Here is a 25,334-nt window from a genome sequence, read left to right as displayed (position 1 = left end):
GACTCAACGGACGGCGTCGCGCTCCTCGTCCTTTTTCTGCTTGATCATCTTGGTCTTGATGCGGTTGCGCTTGAGCGGCGAGAGGTATTCCACAAACACCTTGCCCATCAGATGGTCCATTTCATGCTGGATGCAGACGGCCAGCATGCCCTCGGCCTCATGCACCTGCAGCTTGCCGTCCAGGTTGAGCGCTTGCACCTTGATTGAGGTGGAACGTTCAACGCCGTCGTAAATGCCGGGCACCGACAGGCAGCCTTCGTCACCGACGCGCGTTTCCTCGCTGGCCCAGGTGATTTCCGGGTTGATCAGCACCATGGGCTGGTCGCGGCCCTCGCTCACGTCAATGACGATCAGGCGCTCATGCACGTTCACCTGGGTTGCGGCCAGGCCGATGCCCTCGGCGTCATACATGGTCTCAAGCATGTCGTCGACCAGCTTGCGCACGCGTGCGTCAACAGCTGCCACGGGTTTGGCCACCGTGTGCAGGCGGGGGTCTGGATAACGAAGGATGGTCAACTGGCTCATGGGGAAAGGCTGGAGGCCTGGGTAGGGATAAGGGGGAGATGTCGCTATTTTCGCCACTTTTCTCTGTTTTTCAGCATCCCGATATTCCCAGAATCGCGTAATCGTTGCTTAATCAAGGGCTTAGGTACAAAATCGCTAGTGATTTATCAAGATATAGACGCGGCTTTTTCTGCCCGGTTTCGCCCAGGTAGTGTCTGCCAGCCTCATAAAAGCGCCGAGGGCTTACAAAGATGCAAACAAATTTTGGTCGTTTCAGTCAAATTTCAATAGCCGCTGCGGCCCTTTTGGGCGTGACCGCCGGCCTGCATGCCCAGAATTTCCCCATCACCCCGGCGCAAAAAGCCACGGCAACCCAGGTCGCCCAAACCGGCGTTCCGCTGAGCGAGCTGTCGCCCAACGCACCCGACAACTACACCGTCAAGCGGGGCGACACGCTCTGGGCCATTTCCGGCATGTTCCTGAAAAGCCCATGGCGCTGGCCCGAACTGTGGGGCATGAACCTGGACGATATCCGCAACCCCCATCGCATTTATCCCGGCCAGCAGCTTTACCTCGATAAAACCGGCGGCCGCGCCACCTTGCGCACACGGCAGGCAGCTTCTTCGGACGGCCCGCCGACGGACACGGTGCGGGTGTCCCCACGGACCCGCTTTGAAACACTGGCAGACGCGTCCATCCCCACGCTGTCGCCCAATGCCATTGAGCCCTTCCTTGCGGAAGCCATCATTGTTGATGATGCGACCTTCTCCAGGGCGCCCCGTATCGTGGCGGCCCAGGAAGGGCGCGTACTGCTGAGCCGCGGCGACCGTGCCTATGCACGCGGCGAGTACGTTGGCGGTGTAGCCACCGGCAAACCCCTCAGCGATGCAAAGGGCCAGCCGCTGGACTACCGCGTTTATCGCGATGCAACCGCCCTGAAGGACCCGACCACCCAGCAAATCCTGGGCTACGAAGCGCAGTACATCGGCAAGGCCGAATTGATGCGCGGCGAGTCCGTCATGCAGGTAGAGGGCAAAGACGGCAAAGCACAAACTGAAATTGTTCCTGCCACCATCGACATCGTGGCCACCAAGGAAGAAATGCGGGTCGGTGACCGCCTGCTACCCGCACCTCCCCGTGAAATTGTCAGCTACGTTCCGCACGCTCCAGCCACCCGGGTGACCGGCCAGATTGTCTCGATCTACGGCAGTGCGGTAGCCAATGCGTCCGAAAACCAGGTCGTGGTGATCAACCGCGGCGCCAAAGACGGGCTTGAGCGTGGCCACGTCATGGCGATCATAAAAGACGGAGAGAGGCTTGCCGACAAAACCGACAGCGCACGCCCGCAAATCAAGCTGCCCAATGAACGCAACGGCCTGCTGATGGTGTTCCGCACCTTCGACAATCTTTCTTACGCCCTGATTCTGCAGATCAACGATGGTGTGAAAGTCGGCGACCGGTTCGTCAACCCCAACTGAAGCGGCTGACGCGCAATACGCCTCAAGCGCTGCGTGCATCCGCAGGCAAGACGCGCTGCCCGCCTGGCTGACGTTTTATCCGGAACACTGACGTGGACACGCACGAGCTTCGGGCCTGGTTACGCCTGACCCTGTCTTCCGGACTCGGAAACGACGCCGCACGCAAGCTGCTGGCCACATTCGGGTCGGCACAAGCCATCTTCGAGCAGCCCGCCGCAGCTTTGGGGCAGGTGGGCAGCGGCAAGCTTGTCAAAGCCATCCAGACCGAACCACCCGGCCTGGAGGCGCTTTTGCAAACCACCCAGACATGGCTGGCCGCAGGAGATGACCGATTGATCGCCGCGCTGGGCGATGCGACCTACCCCGCCGCCCTGCTCAACATTGAAGACCCGCCCTTGATGCTTTACATGCTGGGGTCGCACGCAAAACAATTGCTCGCCGGCGAGGTGCACACAGTGCCCAACATCGCCATCGTCGGCAGCCGCAATCCGACACCTCAGGGCGAGACCAACGCACGGCAGTTTGCCAGGGCGTTCGGCAGCGCCGGGCTGTGTGTTGTCTCCGGGCTGGCACTGGGGATTGACGGTGCGGCACACGATGGGGCACTGTTCGGCGGCGGCGACACCATTGCCGTGGTCGGTACCGGGCTGGACCGGGTTTATCCAAAGAAGCATCTGGCGCTGGCCCACCGGATTGCGCAGCAGGGAATGATCATCAGTGAGTTTCACCTTGGCACCCCTCCGCTTGTAGCGAATTTTCCGAGACGCAATCGCATCATCTCGGGGCTGTCCCTGGGCACGCTGGTTGTGGAGGCGGCGCTGCAGTCGGGCTCACTGATCACGGCACGGCTTGCGGCGGAACAGGGCAAAGAGGTTTTCGCGATTCCAGGCTCCATTCACTCCCCGCAGTCCCGTGGCTGCCACGCACTGATCAAGCAAGGCGCGAAGCTGGTGGAAGTCGCGCAAGACGTCCTCGAGGAGCTGAGCCTTGCGGCCGGCCGCACAAATCTTCACGCGGCCGGCGTGCAGGCCGATAACGATGCGCAGGTGAAGGAGACTTGCCCCGAATCCCCGCTCATGCAGGCTTTGGGGTTCGATGCAGTCAGCCTGGATGCCTTGCAGGCGCGAACCGGTCTTGATACCGCGCGGCTGCAGGAGCAGTTGCTGGAGCTCGAACTGGACGGGCAGCTTGCACGCCTGCCCGGCGGCCTGTTCCAGCGCCTGGCCACCGGATGATGCTGCCGCGTCCCGCCCCCCACAAAGACGCTTGACACAGTGCGCTTCATCTGCGTTATATTGGGTACATGTTTGAAGTACTGGTGTACGTCTACGAGAATTACTGGCAAGGTGACGCTTGCCCCGAACTTCAACGACTCAGCCGCAAACTCACAGCGGCAGGATTTGAAGCCGAGGAAATCCAGGCAGCCCTTGTCTGGCTTGACGGCTTGAATGTCGCAGCCCAGGGAACCCAGATCAGCCTTCCCGCCAGGACACCGCAAGATGCGGCCACGTCCGCAGTCCCTGCCCATGCCATCCAGCCGCAATCACCAGGCAGTCTTCGTGTTTACTCCGTTGCAGAACAGGTGCACCTCGGCGCGCAAAGCCTCGGGTTCGTGAGCTTTCTCGAATCATCCGGTGTGCTCCCTCCGCATATGCGCGAGATCGTCATTGACCGCGCCATGGCGGCGCCGGGCGACCCCGTCACGCTCGACGACCTGAAAATCATCGTGCTGATGGTCTACTGGAGTTTTGGCGAGGAGCCCGATGCACTCGTACTTGACGAGTTGTGCGATGACACGGAATTTCGCCTGGCGCATTGACCGACTCATCCGCGCCGCCTGGCATAGGCGATAGGGCGCGCCCACCCCCTGAACAAACTTAACCCAGCAAGCGCTCCGGGTTGGCATCGAGCTTGGCCAGCGCATCGCGTGTAGCGCGCACCGTGAGTGCTTCTTCTTCGGTCGGCACCAGCAGCCCGGCCTGCAGATAGGCCGCCAGCCGGCGGGCCTGGATCAGGAAGTTGCGGCCATCCGCAGATGCGAACAAGTGCAGCTGCTTGCGGTCACTGCACCATGCGAATTGCACGTGGCTCACTTTGCCGTTGTGGTCCAGGCTGAACCAGGTTCCCAACTGAAGCTCTTTGGCCCACGCACGCATGGCCTCAGTCGGGTGGCTACCCCCGTCGGCGATCACCTCGATGTCTGCCGCATCGATGCCGATCATCGTCACCAGGCTGTCGGTGTCCAGCGGCAGGTCACCGACGTCCTCATCGGACAAGTAGTCTTCCAGGTTGGTCAGCCGCTTGGCCATGGCCTCCACCCTCTCCATCGAAATGGCGTCAGTCTTGGACATGAAGGCGTCCGCCAACGTGTCGCTGATGATCTTCAGGTGGGCGTCCTGCTCGGGCGTTCCCAGACCCAGCATGCCCATGCCCATGCGCAGCAACTGCAACAGTTTGGGCAGGTCGGCGATGACGCGGGCGCGGTCGTTGCGATTGGGTTTGGCGCTTGCTGCCCACACCAGGTCGGCGGCGGCCCGCTTGAGGGTGAGAGTCTCCTCGTGTTGCGGGCCGTTCTTCATGCCGGCAATGGCCAGCACTTCAGCCCACACCTTGAACAGGAACTCACGAATCTCATCGCGAACCGGCATGTCATTGAGCATGTTTCGCATCTCAATGGTGTACTGGATGGTCATCGTCTCTTTTTGCTCGACCTGCTGGGCGACGCTCACCACGCGGGCGGTGCTGCCGTGCTGCGAAAGAAACCTGGACAGGAACTTGTCGAACTCGTCATAAACAAGCTGAAACACCCGGCGCCCGGTTTCGGGGTACTGCTCGATCACCTGCACCACCCGCTTGATTTCGGATTCCATGGCGCCGCCAGACACGGTGACATCAAATCCAAGAACACATGACCCCATACGGTCAATCAAACGGCGCGCGGGATGCTGCAGGGACTCGAAAAACTCGGGCTCGGAAATCGCCACGCGAAGCACCGGCATTTGCAGGCGCGCAAACCATACACGGATCACAGGCGGGATCCGGTCCTCCGCCAGAATGCTCTGGAACATCAGGGCGACGATCTCGATTGTTGCTTTCTCCGAAGATGTGGTCGCAGCCTGCTTGAGTTTGCTGGCACGCTCACGCAGGGCGCCCACAGCCTGGTCAACGTGCACCTGGCCGTAAACCTGGCCCTGCGCGTCCGCAAGCAAGGTGCGCTGCACTTCGCTGTCGTCCGCGCGCTCCGCACTGGTCATTGCCTGGGCAAGTTGCGGGGAAGCCTGGCTGGGCCGCGTGTCGTCAAAGCCCGCCACCTGGTTTGACAGCAGCCGCTTGAGGTGTCCCATGACGCCTTGCGCTCGCATGCGCGCCCTGGCCAGCGGCGTGGTCGCGGTTTGCATGCGTGTTTCGTCGTAAACAGGATTTCCCGCGCCCGCATCCTGCGAGCCTTTCATGCCGCCCATATCGCCTTTGCCGACTCCAGCACCTGCGGGGCCTGCGTTACCTGAGCTTCCCGTACCGCCAGCGCCAGAACCGTTCGCTCCACCGGAGCCGGCTGCGCCGGTGCCTGTGGAACGGCCGCCGCCCGAGCCGGTTTTGTTGCCGGCGCCGCCGGCACCCGCAAAATCACTACCGCCTCGCCCCGCGCCTTGGTAAGCAGATTCGGCACCGCTGCGGGAAGCGCTACCGCTGAAGCCTGAACCTCCGGCGCCGCCTCCACCCCCATGGCCGCCCCCTCCTGCACCCCCAAGGCCGCCACCGGTGCCGCGGCCGGCAGGGCCTGAAAAGCCGGAGGGGCCGCTTCCAGTCTCACCTCCGTAGGTACCTCCGCCGCCCTGCATGCCCAAATCAGAAGCACCGGTGCCAGGAGAGCCTCGGGGCGCGGGTGTCTCGCGGGACTGCCCGGGAGCCGCCGGTTTATTGGGTGAGGCTGTAGTGACGGCAGAGGGAGTTCGCTTGACCAATGGCCTGAGGTCAATTTCAGCCATCACCCCTTGCTGCACCAGAAATTCATTGGTCGCGTGATAAGTCTCCAGAAGGTGCTCGCCCATGTCCTTCTGAATCTGACTCTGGATCATCACCCAGATCTCCCGCGGCAGCTGCGCAAGGCTCCATTGCTCGACCAGGTGCTGGGCTAGCACTTCAGGGCGGAGAATATCCTGTTTGTGCAGCTCGGGGATTCCCTCCAGGCTTTGTATGCGCAGCCTGAGATCGTTGAGCTCCCAGCTTGCGAAGTCCAGCAGGCGCAAGGCCAGACGTGAGGCGAGGATTTTGTCCTCCATCACATCGTTGCCCATCAATTCGAATTTGCCGCTGTCCAGGAATCTGGCGGGTGAATTTGCCGCGGGGATTGCACGAGCGCCCGACCAGGCGGCAGTCGTGCCGCGAACCCAGGCATCGCTGCTTTTCTGGAAGGCCAGCCAGGCATCCCTCCGCTCCTGCATATCCCGGGCGCTGCCCGGCTCATCGACCAGGGCAGACAGCCTGTCCTGGATGGTTTTGGCCAGCGCGGGCAGAACCCGTGCGGCACGCTCCGTAAACAGCGCGCGTGCCTGCTCGACAAGAAGACCGCTATTTTTGTTACTTGGAGCCACAACCGCCCTGGATGATTAGCCTGTAGCTTACACCGTGGCCCCTGCATTCGGGTCGTTGGGATCCTCATCTTTCTTGGTGGAAGCCTTGATGAGATCCTCGCGCTTGATGCCCAGCCACATCGCAATCGCCGCAGCCACAAAAACCGACGAGTAGATGCCGAACAGAATACCGATAGTCAGCGCCAGAGCAAAGTAAAACAGGGTGGGGCCGCCAAAAAGCAACATCGACAGCACCATGATCTGGGTCGAGCCGTGGGTAATGATGGTGCGGCTGATGGTCGAGGTGATCGCGTTGTCGATGATCTGGGTCGTACTCATCTTGCGATACCGGCGGAAATTCTCGCGGATCCGGTCAAAAATAACCACCGACTCATTCACCGAATACCCCAACACCGCCAGCACCGCAGCCAGAACGGCCAGGGAGAACTCCCACTGGAAGAAGGCAAAAAATCCGAGGATGATGACGACGTCGTGCAAGTTGGCGATGATGGCCGCCACCGCATACTTCCACTCAAAGCGGAAGGCCAGGTAAACCATGATGCCGAACACCACCATGGCGAGCGCCTTCAGGCCGTCGTGGGCCAGCTCCTCCCCGACCTGCGGCCCGACAAACTCGGTGCGGCGCAGCGTGACATCCGGATTGGCGGTTTTCAGCGCGCCCAATACCTTGTCGCTTTGCTGGGCGGTGCTCACGCCCTTTTGGGCCGGCAAGCGGATCATCACGTCGCGCGAGGTGCCAAAATTCTGCACCTGCACGTCGGTAAAGCCCAGGCTGGCCACCGTATCGCGAATTTTCCCGACATCGGCCGCCTGGGTGTAGTTCACCTCCATCAGGGTGCCGCCGGTGAACTCGACGGACAGGTGCAAACCGCGGGTGAGCAGGAAGAAAACGGCCAGGGCGAAAGTCGCAAAGCTGATGACGTTGAAGATCAACGCATGTCGCATGAACGGAATGTCACGCCGGATTTTGAAGAATTCCATCTGGGGTCCTTGGGAAACTCAGGAAAAAAAGGCCGCGATTATTTCGTCGCCACAGCGTCCGATGTGGCGGGCCGCCACACGGTGCCGATGGAAACCGACTTGAGTTTTTTCTGCCGGCCATACCAGAGGTTGACCAGGCCGCGCGAGAAAAACACCGCCGAGAACATGCTGGTCAGGATGCCGATGCAATGCACCACCGCAAAACCCCGCACCGGGCCTGAGCCAAAAGCCAGCAGTGCCAGGCCGGCGATCAGCGTGGAGATGTTGGAGTCCAGAATCGTCGCCCAGGCCCGCTCGTAGCCCGCGTGGATGGCCGCTTGCGGCGAAGCGCCGCTGCGCAGCTCTTCGCGCACCCGCTCATTGATCAGCACGTTCGAGTCAATGGCCATGCCCAGCGCAAGCGCCATGGCCGCCATGCCCGGCAGGGTCAATGTGGCTTGCAGCATGGACAGCACGGCCACCAGCAGCAGCAGGTTGACGGCCAGGGCCAGGCCCGAGAAGAGGCCAAACAGCATGTAGTAAGCAGCCATGAAGGCCACGATCACCACAAAGCCCCAGGAAACGCTGTGAAAGCCCTTGGAGATGTTGTCTGCGCCCAGTGTGGGGCCGATCGTGCGTTCTTCGATGATTTCCATCGGGGCAGCCAGCGAACCTGCACGCAGCAACAACGCCAGGTCATTGGCCGCGTTGATGTTCATGGCGCCGGAAATGCTGAAACGCGTGCCCAGTTCACCGCGGATGGTGGCCACCGAGATGGCCTGGCCCTTGCCCTTTTCAAACAGGATGATGGCCATCGGCTTGTTCATGTTTTCGCGGCTGACGTCGCGCATCACGCGGCCGCCCTTGGCATCCAGGGTCAGGGACACGTTGGGTTCCTGCTTCTGCGAGTCAAACCCGGCCTGGGCGTCCGTCAGGCTTTCGCCGGTGACAAGGATCTGCTTCTTCACGATCACCGGGATACCGTTGGTGTCGAGGAATTTCTCCGAGCCGAAGGGCACCATGCCGCCAGCGGCAGCCGCCTGCCCCTCGGCACTGGCGTCGACCAGACGCATTTCCAGCGTCGCGGTCCGGCCCAGGATGTCCTTGGCCTTGGCCGTGTCCTGCACGCCGGGCAGTTGCACCACGATGCGGTCTATGCCCTGCTGCTGGATCACCGGCTCGGCCACGCCGAGTTCGTTGATCCGGTTGTGCAGGGTCACCATGTTCTGCTTGAGCGCCTGGTCCTGCACGCGGCGCGCCGCCTCGGGCTTGATGGTGGCGGTCAGCTTGTATTCGGTGCCGTCGGGCGCATCCACGGCCTGCAAGTCCGGGAACTGGTCCTGAATCAGGGCTTTGGCGGAGGCCAGCGTGGCGGAATCGCGAACCCTGATCTCGATGGCTTGCCCGTTGCGGCTGATGCCGCCGTGCCGGATGTTCTTTTCCCGCAGGGACGACCGGATATCGCCGGCCAGGGATTCGGCACGCTTGGTGAGCGCGCCCTGCATGTCCACCTGGAGCATGAAGTGAACGCCGCCGCGCAAATCGAGCCCGAGGTACATCGGGAAAGCGTGAAGCGAGGTCAACCAGGCGGGTGAGCGCGACAGCAGGTTGAGTGCAACCACATAGGCCGGATCGGCAGGATCGGGCGCCAATGCCTTCTGGATGGCATCCTTGGCCTTGAGCTGCGTGTCGGTATCGCCAAAACGGGCCTTGATGGAATTGCCCTCGAGCGTGATCGCATCGGCCGTGACGCCGGTATCTTTCAGGGCCTGCTCCACCCTGGCCATGGTCGTGGTGTCGACCTTGACGGTGGCTTTACTGCTGGAGACCTGGACAGCAGGCGCCTCGCCGAAAAAATTGGGCAGCGTGTACAAAGCCGCGATCAACAGCGCGACCACAATAATGGCGTACTTCCAGGCCGGATAACGATTCATGAGAGGGCTGTTCCTGTTGGACAAACGAACAAAAGGGGCTCTTGCTTCAAGCTGGCCCTGCATCGCAAGGCCGTGCGGCCCCTTGATGCCTTTGGGTTTTGCGGTTTACTTGGCGGGGCTGATCGCGCCCTTGGGCAGGACCTGGATGATGGCGCTGCGCTGCAGCTGCACTTCAACACCGGGAGCGAGTTCGAGCGTCAGGTAGACGTCGCCCAGCTTGGTGACCTTGCCCAGCAGGCCGCCGGCGGTGGCGACTTCATCGCCCTTGGCCAGGGCGTCGATCATGGCGCGGTGTTCTTTCTGCTTTTTCATCTGCGGGCGGATCATTACGAAATACAGCACCACAAACATCAGCACCAGGGGCAGCATGCCCGTGAGCGATGACATCATGTCGCCGCCGGCAGCAGCGGCAGGAGCGGTTTGGGCAAAGGCAGAAGAAATGAACACGGCTAACTCCACAACGTTTTAAAAACACACTGGCGCGCGCCGTCCAGCACGGACGGGGCGCAGAGCCCACGATTGTATGCGGCGGGCAAGTGCACGAAGGGGGTAACTGGCACGCACCAAGGGCTTTTCAAGCCGGGTTTACGCGCAAATGCCGGCCGCAGCCCACGCAGGGCCGGGCCTGGGAGCGCGGCACCGGCCAGATACGTCGATATCAGGCCGGTGCCGCTTCCGGCTGAACCGGGATTTAGGCGGCCTGCCGCTGGCCGGCCGCGTTGGGCTGGCGGAACGACGCCATCAGCGCCGCCCACTGGGGCCGTGCAGCGGCCAAGTGGCGCGCCTTGACGTGGCCATAACCCTTGATCATTTCCGGAATCCGGGCGATTTCGACCGCCACGGCATGGTTTTCAGCGCTCAGGCCCGCCAGCGCCTCTTCCACGCTGGCCCGGTATTCCCCGATCAGCGCCCGTTCCGTGCGGCGCTCTTCGGTGCGGCCGAAAACGTCCAGCGGCGTGCCGCGCAGGCCCTTCAGGCGGGCCAGCACCTTGAACGCACCCAGCATCCAGGGGCCGAATTGCTGCTTTTGCAGCTCGCCCTTGTCGTTGGTGGACGCAATCATGGGCGGCGCGAGGTGGTAATTGAGCTTGAAGTCGCCCTCAAACATACCGTTGACCTTGTCCAGGAAGCCGGTGTCGGTGTGCAGGCGCGCCACTTCGTACTCATCCTTGTAGGCCATGAGTTTGAAGAGGTAACGGGCCACCGCCTCGGTCAGCAGCGTCTTGCCCAGCGGCGCCTCTGCCGCGCGCACCTTCTCGACAAAGGCCTGGTAGGTCTGCGCGTAAGCCGCATTCTGGTAAGCCGTCAGGAAGTCGACCCGCTTGGCCAGCATATCGGCCAGCGAGGGGCGCTTCACAAACTCGATCACCTGGGCCGCCTTGAACAAGGCCTGCACCGCAGCCAGGTCGTGCGCGCAGCGCCGGCCCCACTCAAAAGCCGCCTTGTTGTTGTCGACCTGCACGCCGTTGAGCTCAATCGCCCGCATCAGCGCGGCGTGCGACAGCGGCACCCGGCCTTTTTGCCAGGCAAAGCCCAGCATCAGCGGGTTGGTGTAGATCGAGTCACCCACGAGCTGCACCGCTACCTGCTCCGCATCAAAGCTGCCGAGCAAGTCAGCGCCCACTGCGGAAGTCACGGCCGTCTCGCAATTGCCGCCGGGGAACTGCCAGGCCGGGTTGGTCACAAAGGCCGCCGTCGGCGTGCCGTGCGAGTTCATCGCCACATAGGTGCGGCCCGGCTGCATCACGGTCAGCGTGTACTTGCTGGCCGCCACAATCGGGTCGCAGCCGATCACCAGGTCGGCCTTGGCGGTGTCGACCTTGGTCGTGTAGATGGCTTCGGGCCGGTTGGCGATCTGGATATGGCTCCAGGTCGCGCCGCCTTTTTGCGCCAGGCCGCCGGCGTCTTGCGTAACCACGCCCTTGCCTTCAATGTGGGCCGCCATGCCCAGCAACTGGCCGATGGTGATGACGCCGGTGCCGCCCACGCCGCCGACCACAATGCCCCAGGCGTTTTCAGCCACCGGCAACACGGGCTCGGGAATGGCGAACAGGCTGCTGGGCGCGCCCTTTTTGTCTTTTTTGGGCTTCTTCAGCTGCCCGCCTTCAACCGTGACAAAGCTGGGGCAAAAGCCCTTCACGCAAGAGTAATCCTTGTTGCAGGTGTTCTGGTTGATGCGGCGCTTGCGGCCGAATTCGGTCTCCAGCGGCTCGACCGACAGGCAGTTCGACTGCACCGAACAATCACCGCAGCCCTCGCACACCAGCTCGTTGATGACCACGCGTTTTTCCGGGTCGGCCATGGTGCCGCGTTTGCGGCGCCGGCGCTTTTCCGTCGCACAGGTCTGGTCGTAAATGATGGCGGTCGTGCCCTTGAGCTCGCGGAACTCGCGCTGGATGCGGTCCAGCTCGTCGCGGTGATGCACCGTCACGCCGTCCAGCAGCGGCGCGCCGTCATATTTTTGCGGCTCGTCGGTCACGATGACCAGCTTGGTCACGCCCTCGGCGCGCAGGCTTTGCATGATCTGCAGCACCGAATGGCCTTCCGGCCGCTCGCCGACCTGCTGGCCGCCGGTCATGGCGACCGCGTCGTTGTAGAGAATCTTGTAGGTGATGTTCACGCCCGAGGCGATGGCCTGACGGATCGCCAGCAGCCCGCTGTGGAAGTAAGTGCCGTCGCCCAGGTTGGCAAAGATGTGCTCGTCGGTCGTAAAAGCCGCCTGGCCCACCCAGGTCACGCCTTCACCGCCCATCTGGGTGAAGGTCGAGGTGGAGCGGTCCATCCAGGTCGCCATGTAGTGGCAGCCGATGCCAGCCACGGCGCGTGAGCCTTCGGGCACACGTGTGCTGGTGTTGTGCGGGCAGCCGCTGCAAAACCACGGCGCGCGTTCACCGGTGTCTGATTTACCTTGGGCCAGCGCGCGTTCACGCCCTTCGATAACGGCCAGGCGCTCGTCCATGCGGGAGATGATGTCGGCGGGCACGCCCAGTTTTTTCAGGCGCTTGGCAATCGCCTTGGCGATGATGGCCGGGGTCAGGTCGGCCTTGGCGCGCAGCAGCCAGTTGTCGCTCGGGTTGGAGCGGCCCCATTCGCCGCCCGACTGGTCGCCTTCGGGTTCGTCGAACTTGCCCAGCACATTGGGGCGCACGTCGGCGCGCCAGTTGTACAGCTCTTCCTTGAGCTGGTACTCGATGACCTGGCGTTTTTCCTCGACCACCAGGATCTCCTGCAGGCCTTCGGCGAAGTCGCGCGTAATCGTCGCTTCCAGCGGCCACACCACGTTGACCTTGTGCAGGCGTATGCCCAGCTGGTGGCAGGTGTCTTCATCCAGGCCCAGGTCGGCCAGCGCCTGGCGCGTGTCGTTGAAGGCCTTGCCGCTGGCGATCAGGCCGAAACGGTCTTTGGGGCCGGCGATGACGTTGTAGTTGAGCTTGTTGGCGCGGATGTACGCGAGCGCCGCGTACCACTTGTAATCCATCAGCCGGGCTTCCTGCTCCAGCGGGGGATCGGGCCAGCGGATATGCAGGCCGCCGGGCGGCATCTCGAAGTCTTCAGGGATGATGATCTTCACGCGGTCCGGATCCACCAGGACGGAGCTCGAAGACTCGACGACTTCCTGGATGGTTTTCATGCCCGACCAGACGCCGGAAAAGCGGCTCATGGCAAACGCATGCAGCCCCATGTCCAGGATGTCCTGCACATTGGACGGAAAGAACACCGGCAGGCCGCAGGCCTTGAAGATGTGGTCGCTCTGGTGGGCGGCGGTGGAGCTCTTGGAGACATGGTCGTCGCCGGCAATCGCAATCACGCCGCCGTGTTTGGCCGTGCCCGCCATGTTGGCGTGCTTGAAGACGTCGGAGCAGCGGTCCACGCCCGGACCTTTGCCGTACCAGATGCCGAATACGCCGTCGAATTTTTTGCTTTGCGGGTTCAGGTCGAGCTGCTGCGTGCCCCACACGGCGGTGGCGCCCAGCTCTTCATTGACGCCCGGCTGGAACACGATGTTTTGCGCGGCCAGATGCTTTTTGGCGGCCCACAGCGCCTGGTCATAACCACCCAGCGGCGAGCCGCGGTAGCCGCTGACAAAACCCGCCGTGTTCAGGCCCTCGATGGCATCACGCGTGCGCTGCAGCATGGGCAGGCGAACCAGCGCCTGGACGCCGCTCATGAAGGCGCGGCCGTGATCGAGGCTGTACTTGTCGTCTAAGGTGACGGTTTCCAGGGCCTTGCGGATATGTTCAGGTAGGGGCGCGTTCATGTTCGTGGGTCTCCAAGTCTGTTTTTAATACCCGCCTTGTGGGCAGGTCGGCGAGAGGCTCGGGCCCGGTTAGGGCCAGCCCTCTAGTTGCATGCAAAGTGTATGCCGCCAGCCCTGATATGTCTTTGCTTTGTTTGCCTGATTTAGGGTGGTTATAGAAAGAATCTTGCTGCAAAATGCCTGATATGGAAACATTAGACAAGTTTGACATCGCAATCCTGAATGAGTTGCAACGGGACGCACGCTTGACGAACACGGAACTGGCCTCCCGCGTGGGGCTGTCGGCCGCACCCTGCTGGCGGCGGGTGCGGGCGCTGGAAGAATCGGGCTTTATCACCGGCTACCGCGCCGAAATCAACCGCCACAAGATCGGGCTGGGCGTGCTGGCCTTTGTGCGGCTGGACGCCGACCGCAACAGCGGCGACGCCACGCGCCAGCTGGAAGAAGCCATCAAGAAGCTGCCCGAAATCGTGTCTTGCCACTACATCAGCGGCACCGGCACGTTTGAGTTGCAGGTGGTGGCACAAGACCTGGAGGCCTTCAGCAAGTTTGCGCTGCAAAACCTGATCAACCTGCCCAATGTGAAAGACCTGCACACCAGTTTTTCCCTGGGCGAGGTCAAAGCCAGCAGCGCCTTGCCGCTGGGGCACCTGGCGTGACTGCCAGGCGGGCGGGGGCTGTCAAAAAACCCAGGGCGGCCTGGCGAATTTCTTGAGCAAAAAGTGGCGTTTTCCCAGGTATTCATTGGACTGTTAGCTATTTATTTGATAGCAAACAGCCGCAGCCCCCAGCCTTACTTCCCGGGCAGCTCTTTCAGGGTCACCCACTGGCCGTCAACGTTGATTTCCCACTTGCCGGGGTTGGCAACGGTCGTGTAGGCGATCACGTTGTGGCAGGCTGCCGAAGAGGTGCACATCTTCATCTCTGCCCAGCCGTTGGAGGGCTGGTTCCTGAAATACCACGAAGTCCACCACCTGAAATAAATCGGCTGGTTGGCCTCGCTGGATCGCGTCGCCGCCAGGTAGGCGGCCAGGCCCCTCTTGGCCAGCGGATACATTTCGGCCGACGTGATGCGGTACACACCGATGCCCACGCTGGCGCCATAGGCGGCGAGAATGCCAAAAATCCAGGCGGCAACTTTTAGTTTCGGGCTCATGAAAAATACAGGTGTTGGCCGCGATGTTCATGGCCGTTGGCGGCATGGAACGGCGGGCGGGCGATCGACTTGAGTGCGATGTTAGCGTGACTTGTGCGCTGCGGGCAGAATCCCGTGAACGGCTGCGCCGCAGCGCGGCCTGGCTGTTTCAGCTTCCTTTTTTGCCACCCAGGAGTTCGCATGGCTTCATTCCGGCATTTCGCTTCCACCCTGTTTTTAGTATCAATAATGCCTGCAGCCCAGGTCCTGCATGCACAACCAGCTATCAATTCGATAGCAACACAGGAAGCCGTGCCGATGCGCAACCTGCAGATCGAAGTGCGCCAGGTGCGAAACAGCAGCATCTCCCAAAGCGCGCTGGGCGCGCAGGGCGGCGTCACGCTGCAGCCTGGGCGCTCGGGGGCGAATATCGACATCACGGCCCAGGACAACCAGCGCAGCGACTCGCGCGACCTGGTCCAGCGCGTGCTGGTGCTCAACGGCCGCAACGTCAACATCAACCTGGGCAACAGCCGGCCGCTGCGGCTGATGCAGGTGTTTGTGCAAAACGGCGTCAGGCGCCAGGTCGGCGGGACCGTGATGATCGACGCCAACAGCGGTTTTTCGGCGCGGCCCATCTGGCGCGGCGGGGACAGCGCGGAGCTGGAACTGGCCGCCGTGCAGGCCAGCCGCGCCGGCAATTCGGCGCTGGCGCCCTTGTCGTCATCGTCGGCCAGCACGTCGCTGGCGTTGCCGCTGGGCGAGTGGGTCACCGTGGCGGAATCCGACGATGCCAGCGCCGGCAGCAGCAGCGGCCTGGCCAGCAGCGGGCAGTCGGCTGGCCGAGAAGGCCTGCGTGTGGAAGTGCGGCTTTCGGTGCGCTAGTCCCGCACGCAGCGGGCCGTCAGCGGCAGCATCGGGTAATGCAACCGGGCCTCGCGGCCGCTGGCACCCAGGCCAAACTCGGCGCGCATGCGCGGATTGCTGTACACCGTTTGCTGAGGACCCTGGCCGCCGGCATCGCGGTTGAGCAGGTCATAGCCGCCGGGTCCCTCCAGCACCGCCGTATCGTCGACAAACTTGACCCGAAACTCGATGCCGTTCTCACAGCGGTAAAGCGGGCCTGAGCCCGGCCCGCTGCCGCCCGCGCAGGCTGTCAGGAAGCCGGCCGCCGCCACAGCCGCCGCGACGCCGATGTTCAATGGCCTGTTCATGCTGGGTTCCTTTTTTGCATGGTTGTGATGTGGCGATGCGCTTACCGGGGCCAAAGCACCCACAGCCTGAGCGGCTGGTTCATGCGCGAGGCAAACTGGCCGGCCTCCGGCCCGGTCCCCGCAAAGTAGTCGGCCCGCACAGCACCCACGATGGCACTGCCCGTATCTTGCGCCAGCACCAGTTTCTGCAGGCTGCCCGCAGCGCCGCGCGAGGCCAGCCACACCGGCGTGCCGTAGGGGATGCTGCCTGGATCCACCGCGATGGAACGCCCTGGCGTGAGCGCCACGCCCTGCGCGCCCTTGGGGCCGAATGCGGCGTCCAGTTCGCTCAAAGGCTGCTCCTGGAAGAAGGTGTAGCGCGGGTTGCTCCAGAGCATCTGCTGCACGCGCTGCGGCGGATTCCTCGCCGCCCAGGCCTTGGTGGATTCGACCCAGGGAGTCGTCATGCGGCCTTCGCCCTGGTCCAGCAGCCACTGGGTGACACTGCGAAACGGCTGCTCGTTCGAGCCGGCATAAGCCACCCGGATCATGCGCTGCGCGCCGTCGGGCTCGGTGATGCTGAGGCGGCCGGAGCCCTGGATGTGCAGGGACATCGCCTCGACCGGATCGGCCAGCCAGGCGATTTCGCGACCCTTGAGCGCGGCCCGGGCTTCGGGCGAGGTATCAATTTCCTGCCGTGAAAACCACGGCTTGCGGCTGCCCAGCGATGCGGGTGTGCGGTACAGCGGCACCTCGTAACCTGCGCCGGGCTGGCGGCTGGCCTTGAGGACGGGCTCGAAATAACTGGTCAGCAAGCCATCGGCCGCGCCCTGCGCGCTTTCGACCCGGTAGGGCTGCAGCCGGCTCACCATCCAGTTGCGCTGCTCTTCGGGCGAAGCAATGCTCAGGCGCCGCACTTCCCCGCACAGGGGCGCAAACACCGGGCCGGGCCGCTCACAGCTTTTGAGCCAGGCATTCCAGGCTTCGAAGAGCTGGTCTTCTTCAAACCCGGGCAGCTCCGCCCAGCGGACCGGCACCCAGCGGCTTTTGCCCTGCACGATGGGTGCAGGCAAGGGGCCCGAGTCGCCGGGTCGGCTGCCCGCAGCCGGCGGCGTGCCGGAAGGGCTTGACGGGGGCATGGGCGGGCTGGCGCAGGAGGCGAGCAGCACCGTGGCGATAATCGATGCAAGCCGCGCCGCCTGCAGGGAACGCCCGGCGCATCCTGACGCAATCCTGGGAAATATCATGGCCTTACTTTTGCTCGAAGCCCTCGGGGCGTTGCTGCTGCTGGTGTTCATTGTGTGGTGGACGATGTTTTCAGGCCGCAAAAACGGCGAACTGAAGGATTCGGAGCATCCGGCGCCGGATGCGAAATCAGACAAGAAATAAAAAGAACGGAAACCGGCGCCCTTTGCGCTATAAATTTCGTAGCAGGTTGGCAAGCTCCACTGCGGACTTGACGCCCATTTTGTCAAATACGCGCGCGCGGTGCACCTCCACCGTCCGCACGCTGATATCCAGCTGGTCCGCCACCAGCTTGTTGGGCAGCCCGCCCACCACCAGCCGCATCACATCACGCTCGCGGTCGGTCAGGCCGTCCAGCCGGGCCTGCAGGCCGGTCGACTCGCTGTGCTGGGCCAGCGCCGCCGCAGACAGGTTCAGCGCCTGCTCGATCCGGTCCACCAGGGCGTTGTCCGAAAACGGTTTCTCGCAAAAATCAAATGCGCCCCGCTTGACCGCATCAACGGCGGTGGGCACATCGGCATGGCCGGTCAGAAAAATCACCGGCAGCGTGGGCAGCAGGCCGTAGTCGATCAGCTTCTCGAACATGGCCAGGCCGCTGAGCCCGGCCATGCGCACGTCCAGCAGGACGCAAGAGGGCGCCTGGACCTTGAACTGGCTGGACACCCGGGCGTCGAAGGCCTCGGCGCTGTCGAAGGTTTCGCTCAACAGGCGGCGCGAACGCAGCAGCCACGCCAGCGCCTCGCGCACGCTGGCGTCGTCGTCGACGATATAGACCGTGGCATCGTGAATGGGTTCCATGAGGTGTCTTTCAGTCTCGCTGGGATGCGGCGTCCGGCGCCAAGGCCGCGGGCAGGGTAAAACTGAAAATCGTACCCTGCGGCTCGGCCGCCTCAAACCCGAGGAAACCGCCATGCTGTTCTATCACGGTGCGGCACAGGCTGAGCCCCAGGCCCATGCCCTCTTCCTTGGTGGTGAAGAAGGGCGTGAAAAGCCGCTGCGCGACGTCTTCGGGAATGCCCTCGCCGCAATCGATCACGGCAAACTCGACCCAGCGGCTTTGCGCGTTGGAGGCGGCCGGCCGGATACGCAGCGTCAGCACCTTCTCGGGCTGCGCCGGCGCGCCGCGCGCGGGTTGTGCGGTCTCGGTCGCGCCGTGCATGGCCTGCATGCCGTTGCGCGACAGGTTGAGCAGCACCTGCTCGACCATGGTGCGGTCGCACAGCACGGGTTCGCAGGCTTCGTCCACCTCGATCACCACGCGCACGCCGAGCTTGCGCGCCTGCAGGCTGACCAGCGGCATGATCGCGTCCAGCAGGTCGCGCGGCTGCACGGCCTCGCGCACCTGGTCGCGCCGGCGGACAAAGTCATGCACGCTTTTGATGACCTTGCCGGCGCGCTCGGCCTGCTCGGCAATGCGGCGCATGGCCCGTTGCAGGTCTTCAGACAGCGGGGGCACGGTGGCAGCGGCGGCGGGCTTCTCGCCGGCCGTTTCGCCCTGCAGCAGGTTGAGCGAGCCGGTGGCATAGCTGGAGATCGCGGCCAGCGGCTGGTTGAGCTCATGGCTGAGCAGCGACGCCATCTCGCCCACCATCGCGAGCCTGGCGGTGGCCTGCAGGCGGTCCTGGCTGGCGCGCGAGAGTTCTTCCACCCGGCGCTGCTCGCTCACGTCCAGGATGGCGCTCATCCAGCCGGTATGTTTGCCCACGGCGTTGATCAGCGGCGCTTCCATGATCAGCACCGGAAAGCGCGTTCCGTCGCGCCGCATGAACACCGACTCATGGCCCTCACGCGGCAAATTGCTGCCGGCCAGGCGGATTTCCTGGCGTTGCTGGTAGACGCTGGCCAGCTCAGGCGGCCAATAGGGGGACGGGAAGCTGTGGTGAAGCAGGTCCTTGGCTTCCACACCCACCATCTTGCAGAACGCCGGGTTCACATAGGTGATGCGGCCCTGCAGGTCGCGGGCGCGCAGGCCCGTCAGCACCGAGTCTTCCATGGCCTTGCGAAAGGCCAGGGCCTCGCCGAGGTCGTGCTCCACCTTCAGCCGGCGCCGCATGTCCCGGGCAAGCAGGAAAAGCACCGCCATCAATGCCAGGGACATGGTGGTCACCAGCGCCGTCAGCACGTTGGGAAACAAGGCCGGCGTTCCGAGGCGGCTTTCCATCCTGACGACCAGCGTGTTGCCCGGCAAGTCCAGCAACTGCTGCGCGACATAAATGCGGTTGCCCTTGGCGGGCACCCCATGCAGCGCCAGGCGTGTGCCGTCGGCCTCGGTGAACGACAGGCCGATGCCGCGGGAGAGTTGTTTGCCCACCAGCTCGCTCAGGATGTCCTGCAGGGAATAGGTGGCGACCGTATAGCCGGTGAGGCGCCCTGCGACCATGATGGGCAGGCACATGTCCAGCACCTCCAGGCCCAGGCCGTTGGGTTGCGGCATGAAGTAGCTGGTGGAGTACGCCGAGCCGCTCAGGCGCCGGGCGGTGGTGCAGGTCAGGCTCACATCGGCCTGCATGCCGGCCCGACCCAGCCGCTCGAACACCGATGTGCGGTAGGGCGTTTCGGCAAAGGCCAGGATGTCCAGCGACTCGCTGCGCCATTCAAGCCGCATGATTTCGCGGTGCTCGCGGAGCATTTCGGCCGCCGACAGGTGCCACGAGGCAGGCGTGCGCTCGCTGGACTGCAGCGCCTGGAATGTCTGGATGTTGCGCGTCAGGCCCGAGCGGACGTCCGTCACGGCTTCACCGGCATCGTGTTCAAGCCGACCCTGCACCATGCTGGATTCATAGCGGCCCGCCAGCCAGATCAGTATGCCGAGCAAGGCCAGCACCAGCACCACCAGCAACACCCAAAGCGACCATCGGCGGGTGTCCCGGCCGACACGGCGCGAAAAGGCAAACTTCACGCCGGCTGCCTCACAAAACGCAATGCGAAAGCGCCGGCAGGCGGCCCCGCACGCCCTGCAGGTTGGCGCCCTGGACTTCGGCCATCACCACCCCGGCGCCCTCGGCACGCTCGGCGAGGATCTGGCCCCACGGATCAACCACCATGCTGTGGCCCCAGGTGCGGCGGCCGTTTTCATGGGTGCCGCCCTGCGCTGCCGCCAGCACATAGGCCAGGTTTTCAATGGCCCTCGCGCGCAGCAGGACCTCCCAGTGCGCCTGGCCGGTGGTGTAGGTGAACGCACTGGGCACCAGCAGCACGTCGGCCTTCAGGGCGCGGTAGAGCTCAGGGAAGCGCAGGTCGTAGCAAACACTCATGCCGACGGTGTAGACATGGCCGTCGCGCGAGGCGAGTTCAAAAGAGACGGGCTGCGTTCCCGGCTCCAGCACGCGCCTTTCGTCGTAGTCTTCCTGGCCCTGCGCGAAACGAAACAGGTGGATCTTGTCGTAGCGTGCCACGCATTCGCCGGACGGCGCGTAGGCCAGTGAGCAATTGCGGGCACGCGCCGGATCGGGCGTGGCCATCGGCAATGTGCCGCCGACGATCCACAGCCCCAGTTCGCGCGCCGACCGGCTCAGGAAATCCTGGATCGGCCCTTGGCCCGGCGTCTCCTGGAACTGCAGCTTGTCGGTGTCTTTGCGGCCCATGATGCAGAAGTACTCGGGCAGCACGGCCAGCTCCGCGCCTTGCGCCGCGGCTTGCCCGAGCAGCTGGTGCGCCACCTCCAGGTTGTCCTCGATCCGGGTGGCCGACACCATTTGAATAGCTGCTATTTTCATGATCAGCGCGTCTCCGTGGAGGCCTCGGGCGGTTTGGCTTCTGCCTGGGCCTTGCGGTCCAGCTTGGTGACCCTGGGGTCGGACCAGGCGCCATCGATATGGAACTCCTGCGTCGCCGCCTGCATCAGGGGGCGGCGCAAAAACATCTGCGCCAGGAAGCTGCCCAGGCCGATGGCCGGGTTGATGGCCGTCGCGATCAGCGAGGCCGTGCCGGCGTTGATTTCAGGCACCACCACGACCTTGATATTTTGCGTCTCTTTGGCGATGTCGGCGGAGCCTTCCATCAGGACGGCGGCATTGACGCCGCGCATCTGCAGGTTGTTGGTGTAGGCCACGCCCTGGTTGATGTTGACGTCGCCGCGGACAAAATCGAAGGCGAAACCTTCGGAGAAGACATCGCGAAAATCCAGCGCCAGCCGCCGGGGCAGGGACTGCAGGCTCAGCACGCCCAGCAGCTTGGCGATGCCCGGATCGGCCTTGACGAACTGCCCGGACTCGACGTTCACGTTGAATTGCCCGCTCATGGTCGGGTAGTCCAGGCTGAGCGGAGAGCCCACCCAGGCCACCTGGCCCTCCAGCTTGCCCTTGCCGCGGCGAATCACGTCGCCCATGCCGAAACGCCTGAGCAAGGCCCCCGAATCGGCGATGTCGAGCTTGAAGTTCATCACGGTGCGGCGCCGCTCGGCAGGTGCGCGTGCAGGGCGCGCGCCGCCTGCCGCCGCCGTGGGCGCCTGGGCGTTCAGGGCGACCCAGTTGCCTGTGGCGGTCAGCACGGCCTCGGGAAGGATCACATTGAACTTGTTCAGGCGCCATTCACGAACGCCTTCGCGCGCCGCCGCCGACGCACCACGGTTGACGGCATCGATTTCAACGCGACCCAGCTTCTTGCCGCGCAGCTCCAGGTCCTCCACCACGACGTCCAGCGCCGGGATGCTGGCGGGCTGCTCGTTCAGGATGGCCTCGACGTCGCTGGCGGTTCCAGGCTCCAGGCTGAGGCGCGAGAGCCGCGCGTACAGACGGCCTGCGCCGATGCCGCCGGGCTGGCGGAACTCGACATAGCCGTTGAGCTCGGTGGCGTCGATGTTGGCGCGCCAGGTGAGGCCTTCGCGGGAGCCGCCGACCACCACGTTGTTGAGCTTGCGCCCTTCCACCACCAGCTCCTTCGCGCGTATGGCCATCACGGTGGGCATGTAGGTCAGCGCGGCCACCGCCGCCGCACGGTTGGTGGCCGCGGTGGCCGCCACCGGCGGCGGTGCGGCCAGCGCAGTGCCGCCGGAGGAGTCCGTCAGCAACTTCTGCCAGGCATCCAGGTCGACCTGCGCCAGGTTGATGTTGGCCGCGACGCCGGCCTCCTGCATGGGCGCCGTTTCGCCGGGCTCCAGCCCCACGCCGATGCCGCCGCGTATGACGCGAGGTTCGGGCCCGCTCACATCGCGCACGTACATGATGGACGCGATGCGGCCCAGCGTGATCGACAACTGGTCTTCCAGCTTTTGCCCAGGCGCCAGTGAAGCCTGCAGCAGCGTGTTTTCGAACCTCAGCGGCAAGGCGGCCTCAGCCGTTTTCGAGAGCGGTGCAGGCAGGTTCAGGGCCATCCCTTGCAAGCTGCTGGAGATGGCGACTTCAGGCTGGCCGCGGCGAAAACCCAGGGTGGCCGTATAGGCCGTGCTGCCGCTGGCGCCTTGCGCCATGCGTGAGAGCGGCCCCAGCTCTTTGGCCTGCCGCAGGCCCTCGGCCGTGACGGTGCCCTGCCCTTTGAAGGTCGCGACGGTTTCGGTCTCGGCGCTGCCCGGTGCGCGCGGCTGCGAGCGCATGCCGCCGTCAAAACGGATGTCGCCGCCCAGCAGCCGCGCCTGGCCGCCCGCGACGGAAAACCCGCGCTCGCTCACGGTCACCACGCCCTTGAGCCGGCTCAGGGCAGGCGTGGCGGCGGCAAATTGCACATCGTTGCCTGACAGGGTGACGGTTCCTTCCACGCGGGACTTGTCGATGGAATGAATGGGAAGCCCCAGCCGGAAGCGGTATTCGCCCGTGCCGGTCGCAACGGCCTTGGCCAGCACGTGGTTGGTCATGTTGCCCACCGGGGACTGGTTGACGAACCCCAGCGCGTCGGACAGCGCGCCCTTGACCTCCACATTGACTTCCACGGTGGAGTCGTGGGTCAGGTCCGGGATGCGCGCTTCTGCCTTGACCACTTGCAGGCCCGGCAGGCCGGCGACTTTGCTTGTGGCGCCGTTCACCTCCAGCGATGCGCGGTTGAACACCAGTTCGCCGTTGAGCTCGGTCAGCGCCGGCCACGGCGCCGCGCCGGCCGGTTGTATGGTTTTGGGCACATAGGCCAGTTGCCCGTTGCGCACCTTGGCCGACACCCTGAATTCGCCGCGCGCCGGGTTCTTGAAGGGCAACTCTTCCACAGGCCCCTTGACCTTGAACTTCACGTCGCTGACCTGGCCCTGCACCACGGCATCCCGCACGTAATGGCGCACCGGGTCGGGCAACACCAGCGGCAAATAGCGGTGAACCCGGTCGCCGTCGCCCCGGCTCAACGCACCCTGCAAATCCACCACGCCGGGAAAGCGGTGGTCTGGCGCGCCTGCGGCAGCGGGGGCGCCGGCGCCCACATCGGCCGTATGCCAGCTGACCTGCGCCTCGCCTTGCGCATCGGCATTGGCAAACTGCAGGTTGCGCAGCTGGGCTTCGATCTTTCGCCCCGAAAATTTCCATTGGGCCTCCGTCGAGAACTGGTCGAACGGAACCACCGGGTCTTCGAACACACCAGGAACGGTCAGTGCGCCGTTGGCGATCCTGACTTTGGCTTGCCCGCCGGCCTGCGTCACATCGAAATCGATCGCGGCGCCGCTGATCCCCGGCCTGCCGGGTTTGGGATGTGCAGGCGCCGGGCCGGAGGCGGCCGGCTGGGGGGGCGCCGGCAGCGCGGCGACGTTCAGGCCGACCACGCGCCCTTTTGCCGCGTAAGTGGAGGGGGCATCCATCGGCCCCTGCCAGCGGGCCTCGACAGTTTCGACCAGGCCTTTGGGGGCGAAAGAAGCAATCAGGGCGTGGGTCGGTTCATCGAGTGGCAGGCGGTTGGCAATTTGCGCCAGCGCGGCCAGATCGAGTTTGTCGGCCTTGAATTCGGTGTGCTGCGGCGCGCCGGCTTCGTCGCCGGTGTGCACCAGTGCCACATTGCCGCCGGGCCACTGCAGGCCATCGCGTGTGCGAAAGCGCAGGCCCTGGGTGTTGAAGTCAAAGCCGTTGGCGCGTTGCCCGCCGCCAATACGCCCCGCGACCGATTCAAACGCCAGGGGCTGGAGCCTGGCGCCCAGCCTGGCGTCCACGTCCTGCAGCGCCACGTCGGCCGTCCCGCCGATGATCTGCCCCTTGCTGACGTCGGCCCAGGCGCGCAGCGCGCCGTTGCCGCGGATCAGCTCCACGCCCAGCGTGTCCATGTTGATGTATTGCCTGACTCGGGAGGCATCCACGCGGCCGAAGTCGGCAAACAGCTGACCCGTCCAGCCGTCAAAATCGCCCGCGTTTCGCGACAACAGCGACTGGCGGAAAACCCCCATCAATGTGAAGCGGTCGCCCCACTCCGGGGGCGGTGAGGCGTCCAGGCGCATCAGGTGGCGGCGCCGGGCGTTGCGCATCACCCAGTCGACCTGTGTCAGCGCCAGCGTCGGCGCTTTCTGCAACTCGTCGGTCCAGCGCACGGTGCCGCCCCGGATCACGAACTCGGTCTGGGAAAAGAACCAGTCGGCAGCGGCGCTCTGGCCGGCGGCGCGGTCTTGCGAGACGTCCAGCCCGCCCACGTAGATCTTTCCGTCCGCAGCGCGGCGAATGTCCAGTTCGGGCTCGTCGATATAAAGCTGCTCAAAACCCAGGCTCCAGATGGAGGCGGGGGACAGCGCACCCAGAAGCCGCGGCAGGCGCAGGGCTTCTCGCCCCTGGGGGTCGAGCAGGGTCACGTCGCGCAACTCGAAAGAGGGGATCATGCCCCGGGAGCGGGCGGTGATGTCGCCGATGCGAACAGGCACCCCCAGCGCCTTGCTGGCCTCTATTTCCAGGCGCGGACGAAATTCCCCGATTCGCGGCACAATCCAGCCATGCAGCACGACCAGGCTCAGGCCGAAGAGGAGCCAGGCCGAAACGACGAGCCACAGCAGCATGCGCACGGTGAAGGCCAGCCATTGCAGGCGTCGCGCCGGCTGGGCTGGCGGGTGGGTCGGGCTGGGAATCGTTGGCTCCATTGACTTGAGAATTATGACCGCCGGGGCCAGCGTCCGCCCGGCGGGAGACCATGAAGTTTTGTGAAGTAGTGT

The 25,334-nt window shown here is 64.1% G+C and carries 18 protein-coding genes; 5 read left to right on the top strand and 13 right to left on the bottom strand.

The features are described from left to right. Positions 1-3 precede the first annotated feature (3 nt). A complete protein-coding gene (gene def / locus DT070_RS07980) occupies positions 4-525 on the bottom strand; it encodes a peptide deformylase (RefSeq protein WP_122954914.1) in 522 nt (173 codons plus the stop codon). A gap of 230 nt (positions 526-755) precedes the next feature. On the opposite strand from def, the gene DT070_RS07975 reads away from it, so the two are divergent. The 3 genes from DT070_RS07975 to DT070_RS07965 all read left to right on the top strand — a co-directional run bounded on the left by DT070_RS07975 (position 756) and on the right by DT070_RS07965 (position 3,801). Further along, a complete protein-coding gene (locus DT070_RS07975) occupies positions 756-1,982 on the top strand; it encodes a LysM peptidoglycan-binding domain-containing protein (protein WP_122954913.1) in 1,227 nt (408 codons plus the stop codon). Between the two features lie 92 nt (positions 1,983-2,074). Beyond that, on the top strand, positions 2,075-3,217 hold the full coding sequence (gene dprA / locus DT070_RS07970) for a DNA-processing protein DprA (protein WP_122954912.1): 1,143 nt from the start codon (positions 2,075-2,077) through the stop codon (positions 3,215-3,217). Between the two features lie 68 nt (positions 3,218-3,285). Next, positions 3,286-3,801: a DUF494 domain-containing protein gene (locus DT070_RS07965; protein ID WP_122954911.1), complete on the top strand. Its 516-nt coding sequence runs from the start codon at positions 3,286-3,288 to the stop codon at positions 3,799-3,801. A 58-nt stretch (positions 3,802-3,859) separates the two neighbouring features. Here the strand turns inward: DT070_RS07965 and DT070_RS07960 are convergent, their stop codons facing one another. The 5 genes from DT070_RS07960 to DT070_RS07940 form a co-directional block, all read right to left on the bottom strand. Continuing rightward, the gene (locus tag DT070_RS07960; protein ID WP_122954910.1) at positions 3,860-6,574 is read right to left on the bottom strand and encodes a DUF1631 family protein; all 2,715 of its coding nucleotides are present in this window, start codon (positions 6,572-6,574) and stop codon (positions 3,860-3,862) included. Positions 6,575-6,601: 27 nt separating this feature from the next. Beyond that, complete coding sequence (secF, locus tag DT070_RS07955) at positions 6,602-7,555, bottom strand: protein translocase subunit SecF (RefSeq protein ID WP_122954909.1); 954 nt, start codon at positions 7,553-7,555, stop codon at positions 6,602-6,604. Between the two features lie 38 nt (positions 7,556-7,593). Beyond that, the gene (gene secD, locus DT070_RS07950; protein WP_122954908.1) at positions 7,594-9,468 is read right to left on the bottom strand and encodes a protein translocase subunit SecD; all 1,875 of its coding nucleotides are present in this window, start codon (positions 9,466-9,468) and stop codon (positions 7,594-7,596) included. Between the two features lie 105 nt (positions 9,469-9,573). Further along, a complete protein-coding gene (yajC, locus tag DT070_RS07945) occupies positions 9,574-9,915 on the bottom strand; it encodes a preprotein translocase subunit YajC (protein ID WP_092132430.1) in 342 nt (113 codons plus the stop codon). A gap of 244 nt (positions 9,916-10,159) precedes the next feature. Beyond that, a complete protein-coding gene (locus DT070_RS07940) occupies positions 10,160-13,726 on the bottom strand; it encodes an indolepyruvate ferredoxin oxidoreductase family protein (RefSeq protein WP_122954907.1) in 3,567 nt (1,188 codons plus the stop codon). A 185-nt stretch (positions 13,727-13,911) separates the two neighbouring features. Here DT070_RS07940 and DT070_RS07935 point away from each other — a divergent pair, with 185 nt between their 5' ends. Further along, positions 13,912-14,385 (top strand): Lrp/AsnC family transcriptional regulator, encoded by a 474-nt coding sequence (locus DT070_RS07935; protein ID WP_007870093.1) that lies wholly within the window; start codon positions 13,912-13,914, stop codon positions 14,383-14,385. A 134-nt stretch (positions 14,386-14,519) separates the two neighbouring features. Here DT070_RS07935 and DT070_RS07930 read toward each other — a convergent pair whose 3' ends face one another. Next, positions 14,520-14,882 carry a hypothetical protein gene (locus tag DT070_RS07930; protein ID WP_122954906.1) on the bottom strand — a complete coding sequence of 121 codons (363 nt, stop codon included), beginning with the start codon at positions 14,880-14,882 and terminating at the stop codon, positions 14,520-14,522. 180 nt (positions 14,883-15,062) lie between these two features. Between DT070_RS07930 and DT070_RS07925 the strand changes: the two genes are divergently transcribed. Then, the gene (locus DT070_RS07925; protein WP_228778545.1) at positions 15,063-15,746 is read left to right on the top strand and encodes a hypothetical protein; all 684 of its coding nucleotides are present in this window, start codon (positions 15,063-15,065) and stop codon (positions 15,744-15,746) included. Here the strand turns inward: DT070_RS07925 and DT070_RS07920 are convergent. From DT070_RS07920 to DT070_RS07895, 6 genes are all read right to left on the bottom strand, one after another. Then, a complete protein-coding gene (locus DT070_RS07920; protein WP_122954904.1) occupies positions 15,743-16,075 on the bottom strand; it encodes a hypothetical protein in 333 nt (110 codons plus the stop codon). The genes DT070_RS07925 and DT070_RS07920 overlap by 4 nt on opposite strands. A 41-nt stretch (positions 16,076-16,116) precedes the next feature. Continuing rightward, positions 16,117-17,352: a murein transglycosylase A gene (locus DT070_RS07915; RefSeq protein WP_122954903.1), complete on the bottom strand. Its 1,236-nt coding sequence runs from the start codon at positions 17,350-17,352 to the stop codon at positions 16,117-16,119. Between the two features lie 118 nt (positions 17,353-17,470). Then, complete coding sequence (locus tag DT070_RS07910; protein WP_122954902.1) at positions 17,471-18,097, bottom strand: response regulator transcription factor; 627 nt, start codon at positions 18,095-18,097, stop codon at positions 17,471-17,473. Positions 18,098-18,107: 10 nt separating this feature from the next. After that, entirely contained in the window at positions 18,108-20,198 is a 2,091-nt protein-coding gene (locus DT070_RS07905) for a nitrogen regulation protein NR(II) (RefSeq protein WP_122954901.1), read from the bottom strand. Positions 20,199-20,208: 10 nt separating this feature from the next. After that, entirely contained in the window at positions 20,209-21,015 is an 807-nt protein-coding gene (locus tag DT070_RS07900; RefSeq protein ID WP_122954900.1) for a carbon-nitrogen hydrolase family protein, read from the bottom strand. A gap of 2 nt (positions 21,016-21,017) precedes the next feature. Further along, a complete protein-coding gene (locus DT070_RS07895; protein ID WP_122954899.1) occupies positions 21,018-25,262 on the bottom strand; it encodes a YhdP family protein in 4,245 nt (1,414 codons plus the stop codon). Between the last annotated feature and the right edge of the window lie 72 nt (positions 25,263-25,334).

Source organism: Polaromonas sp. SP1 (genome assembly GCF_003711205.1).
In the GTDB taxonomy this organism is placed as follows: Bacteria; Pseudomonadota; Gammaproteobacteria; order Burkholderiales; family Burkholderiaceae_C; genus Polaromonas.
Note: the sequence above shows the minus strand (reverse complement) of the source record. Positions and strands in the feature narration are given on the sequence as shown.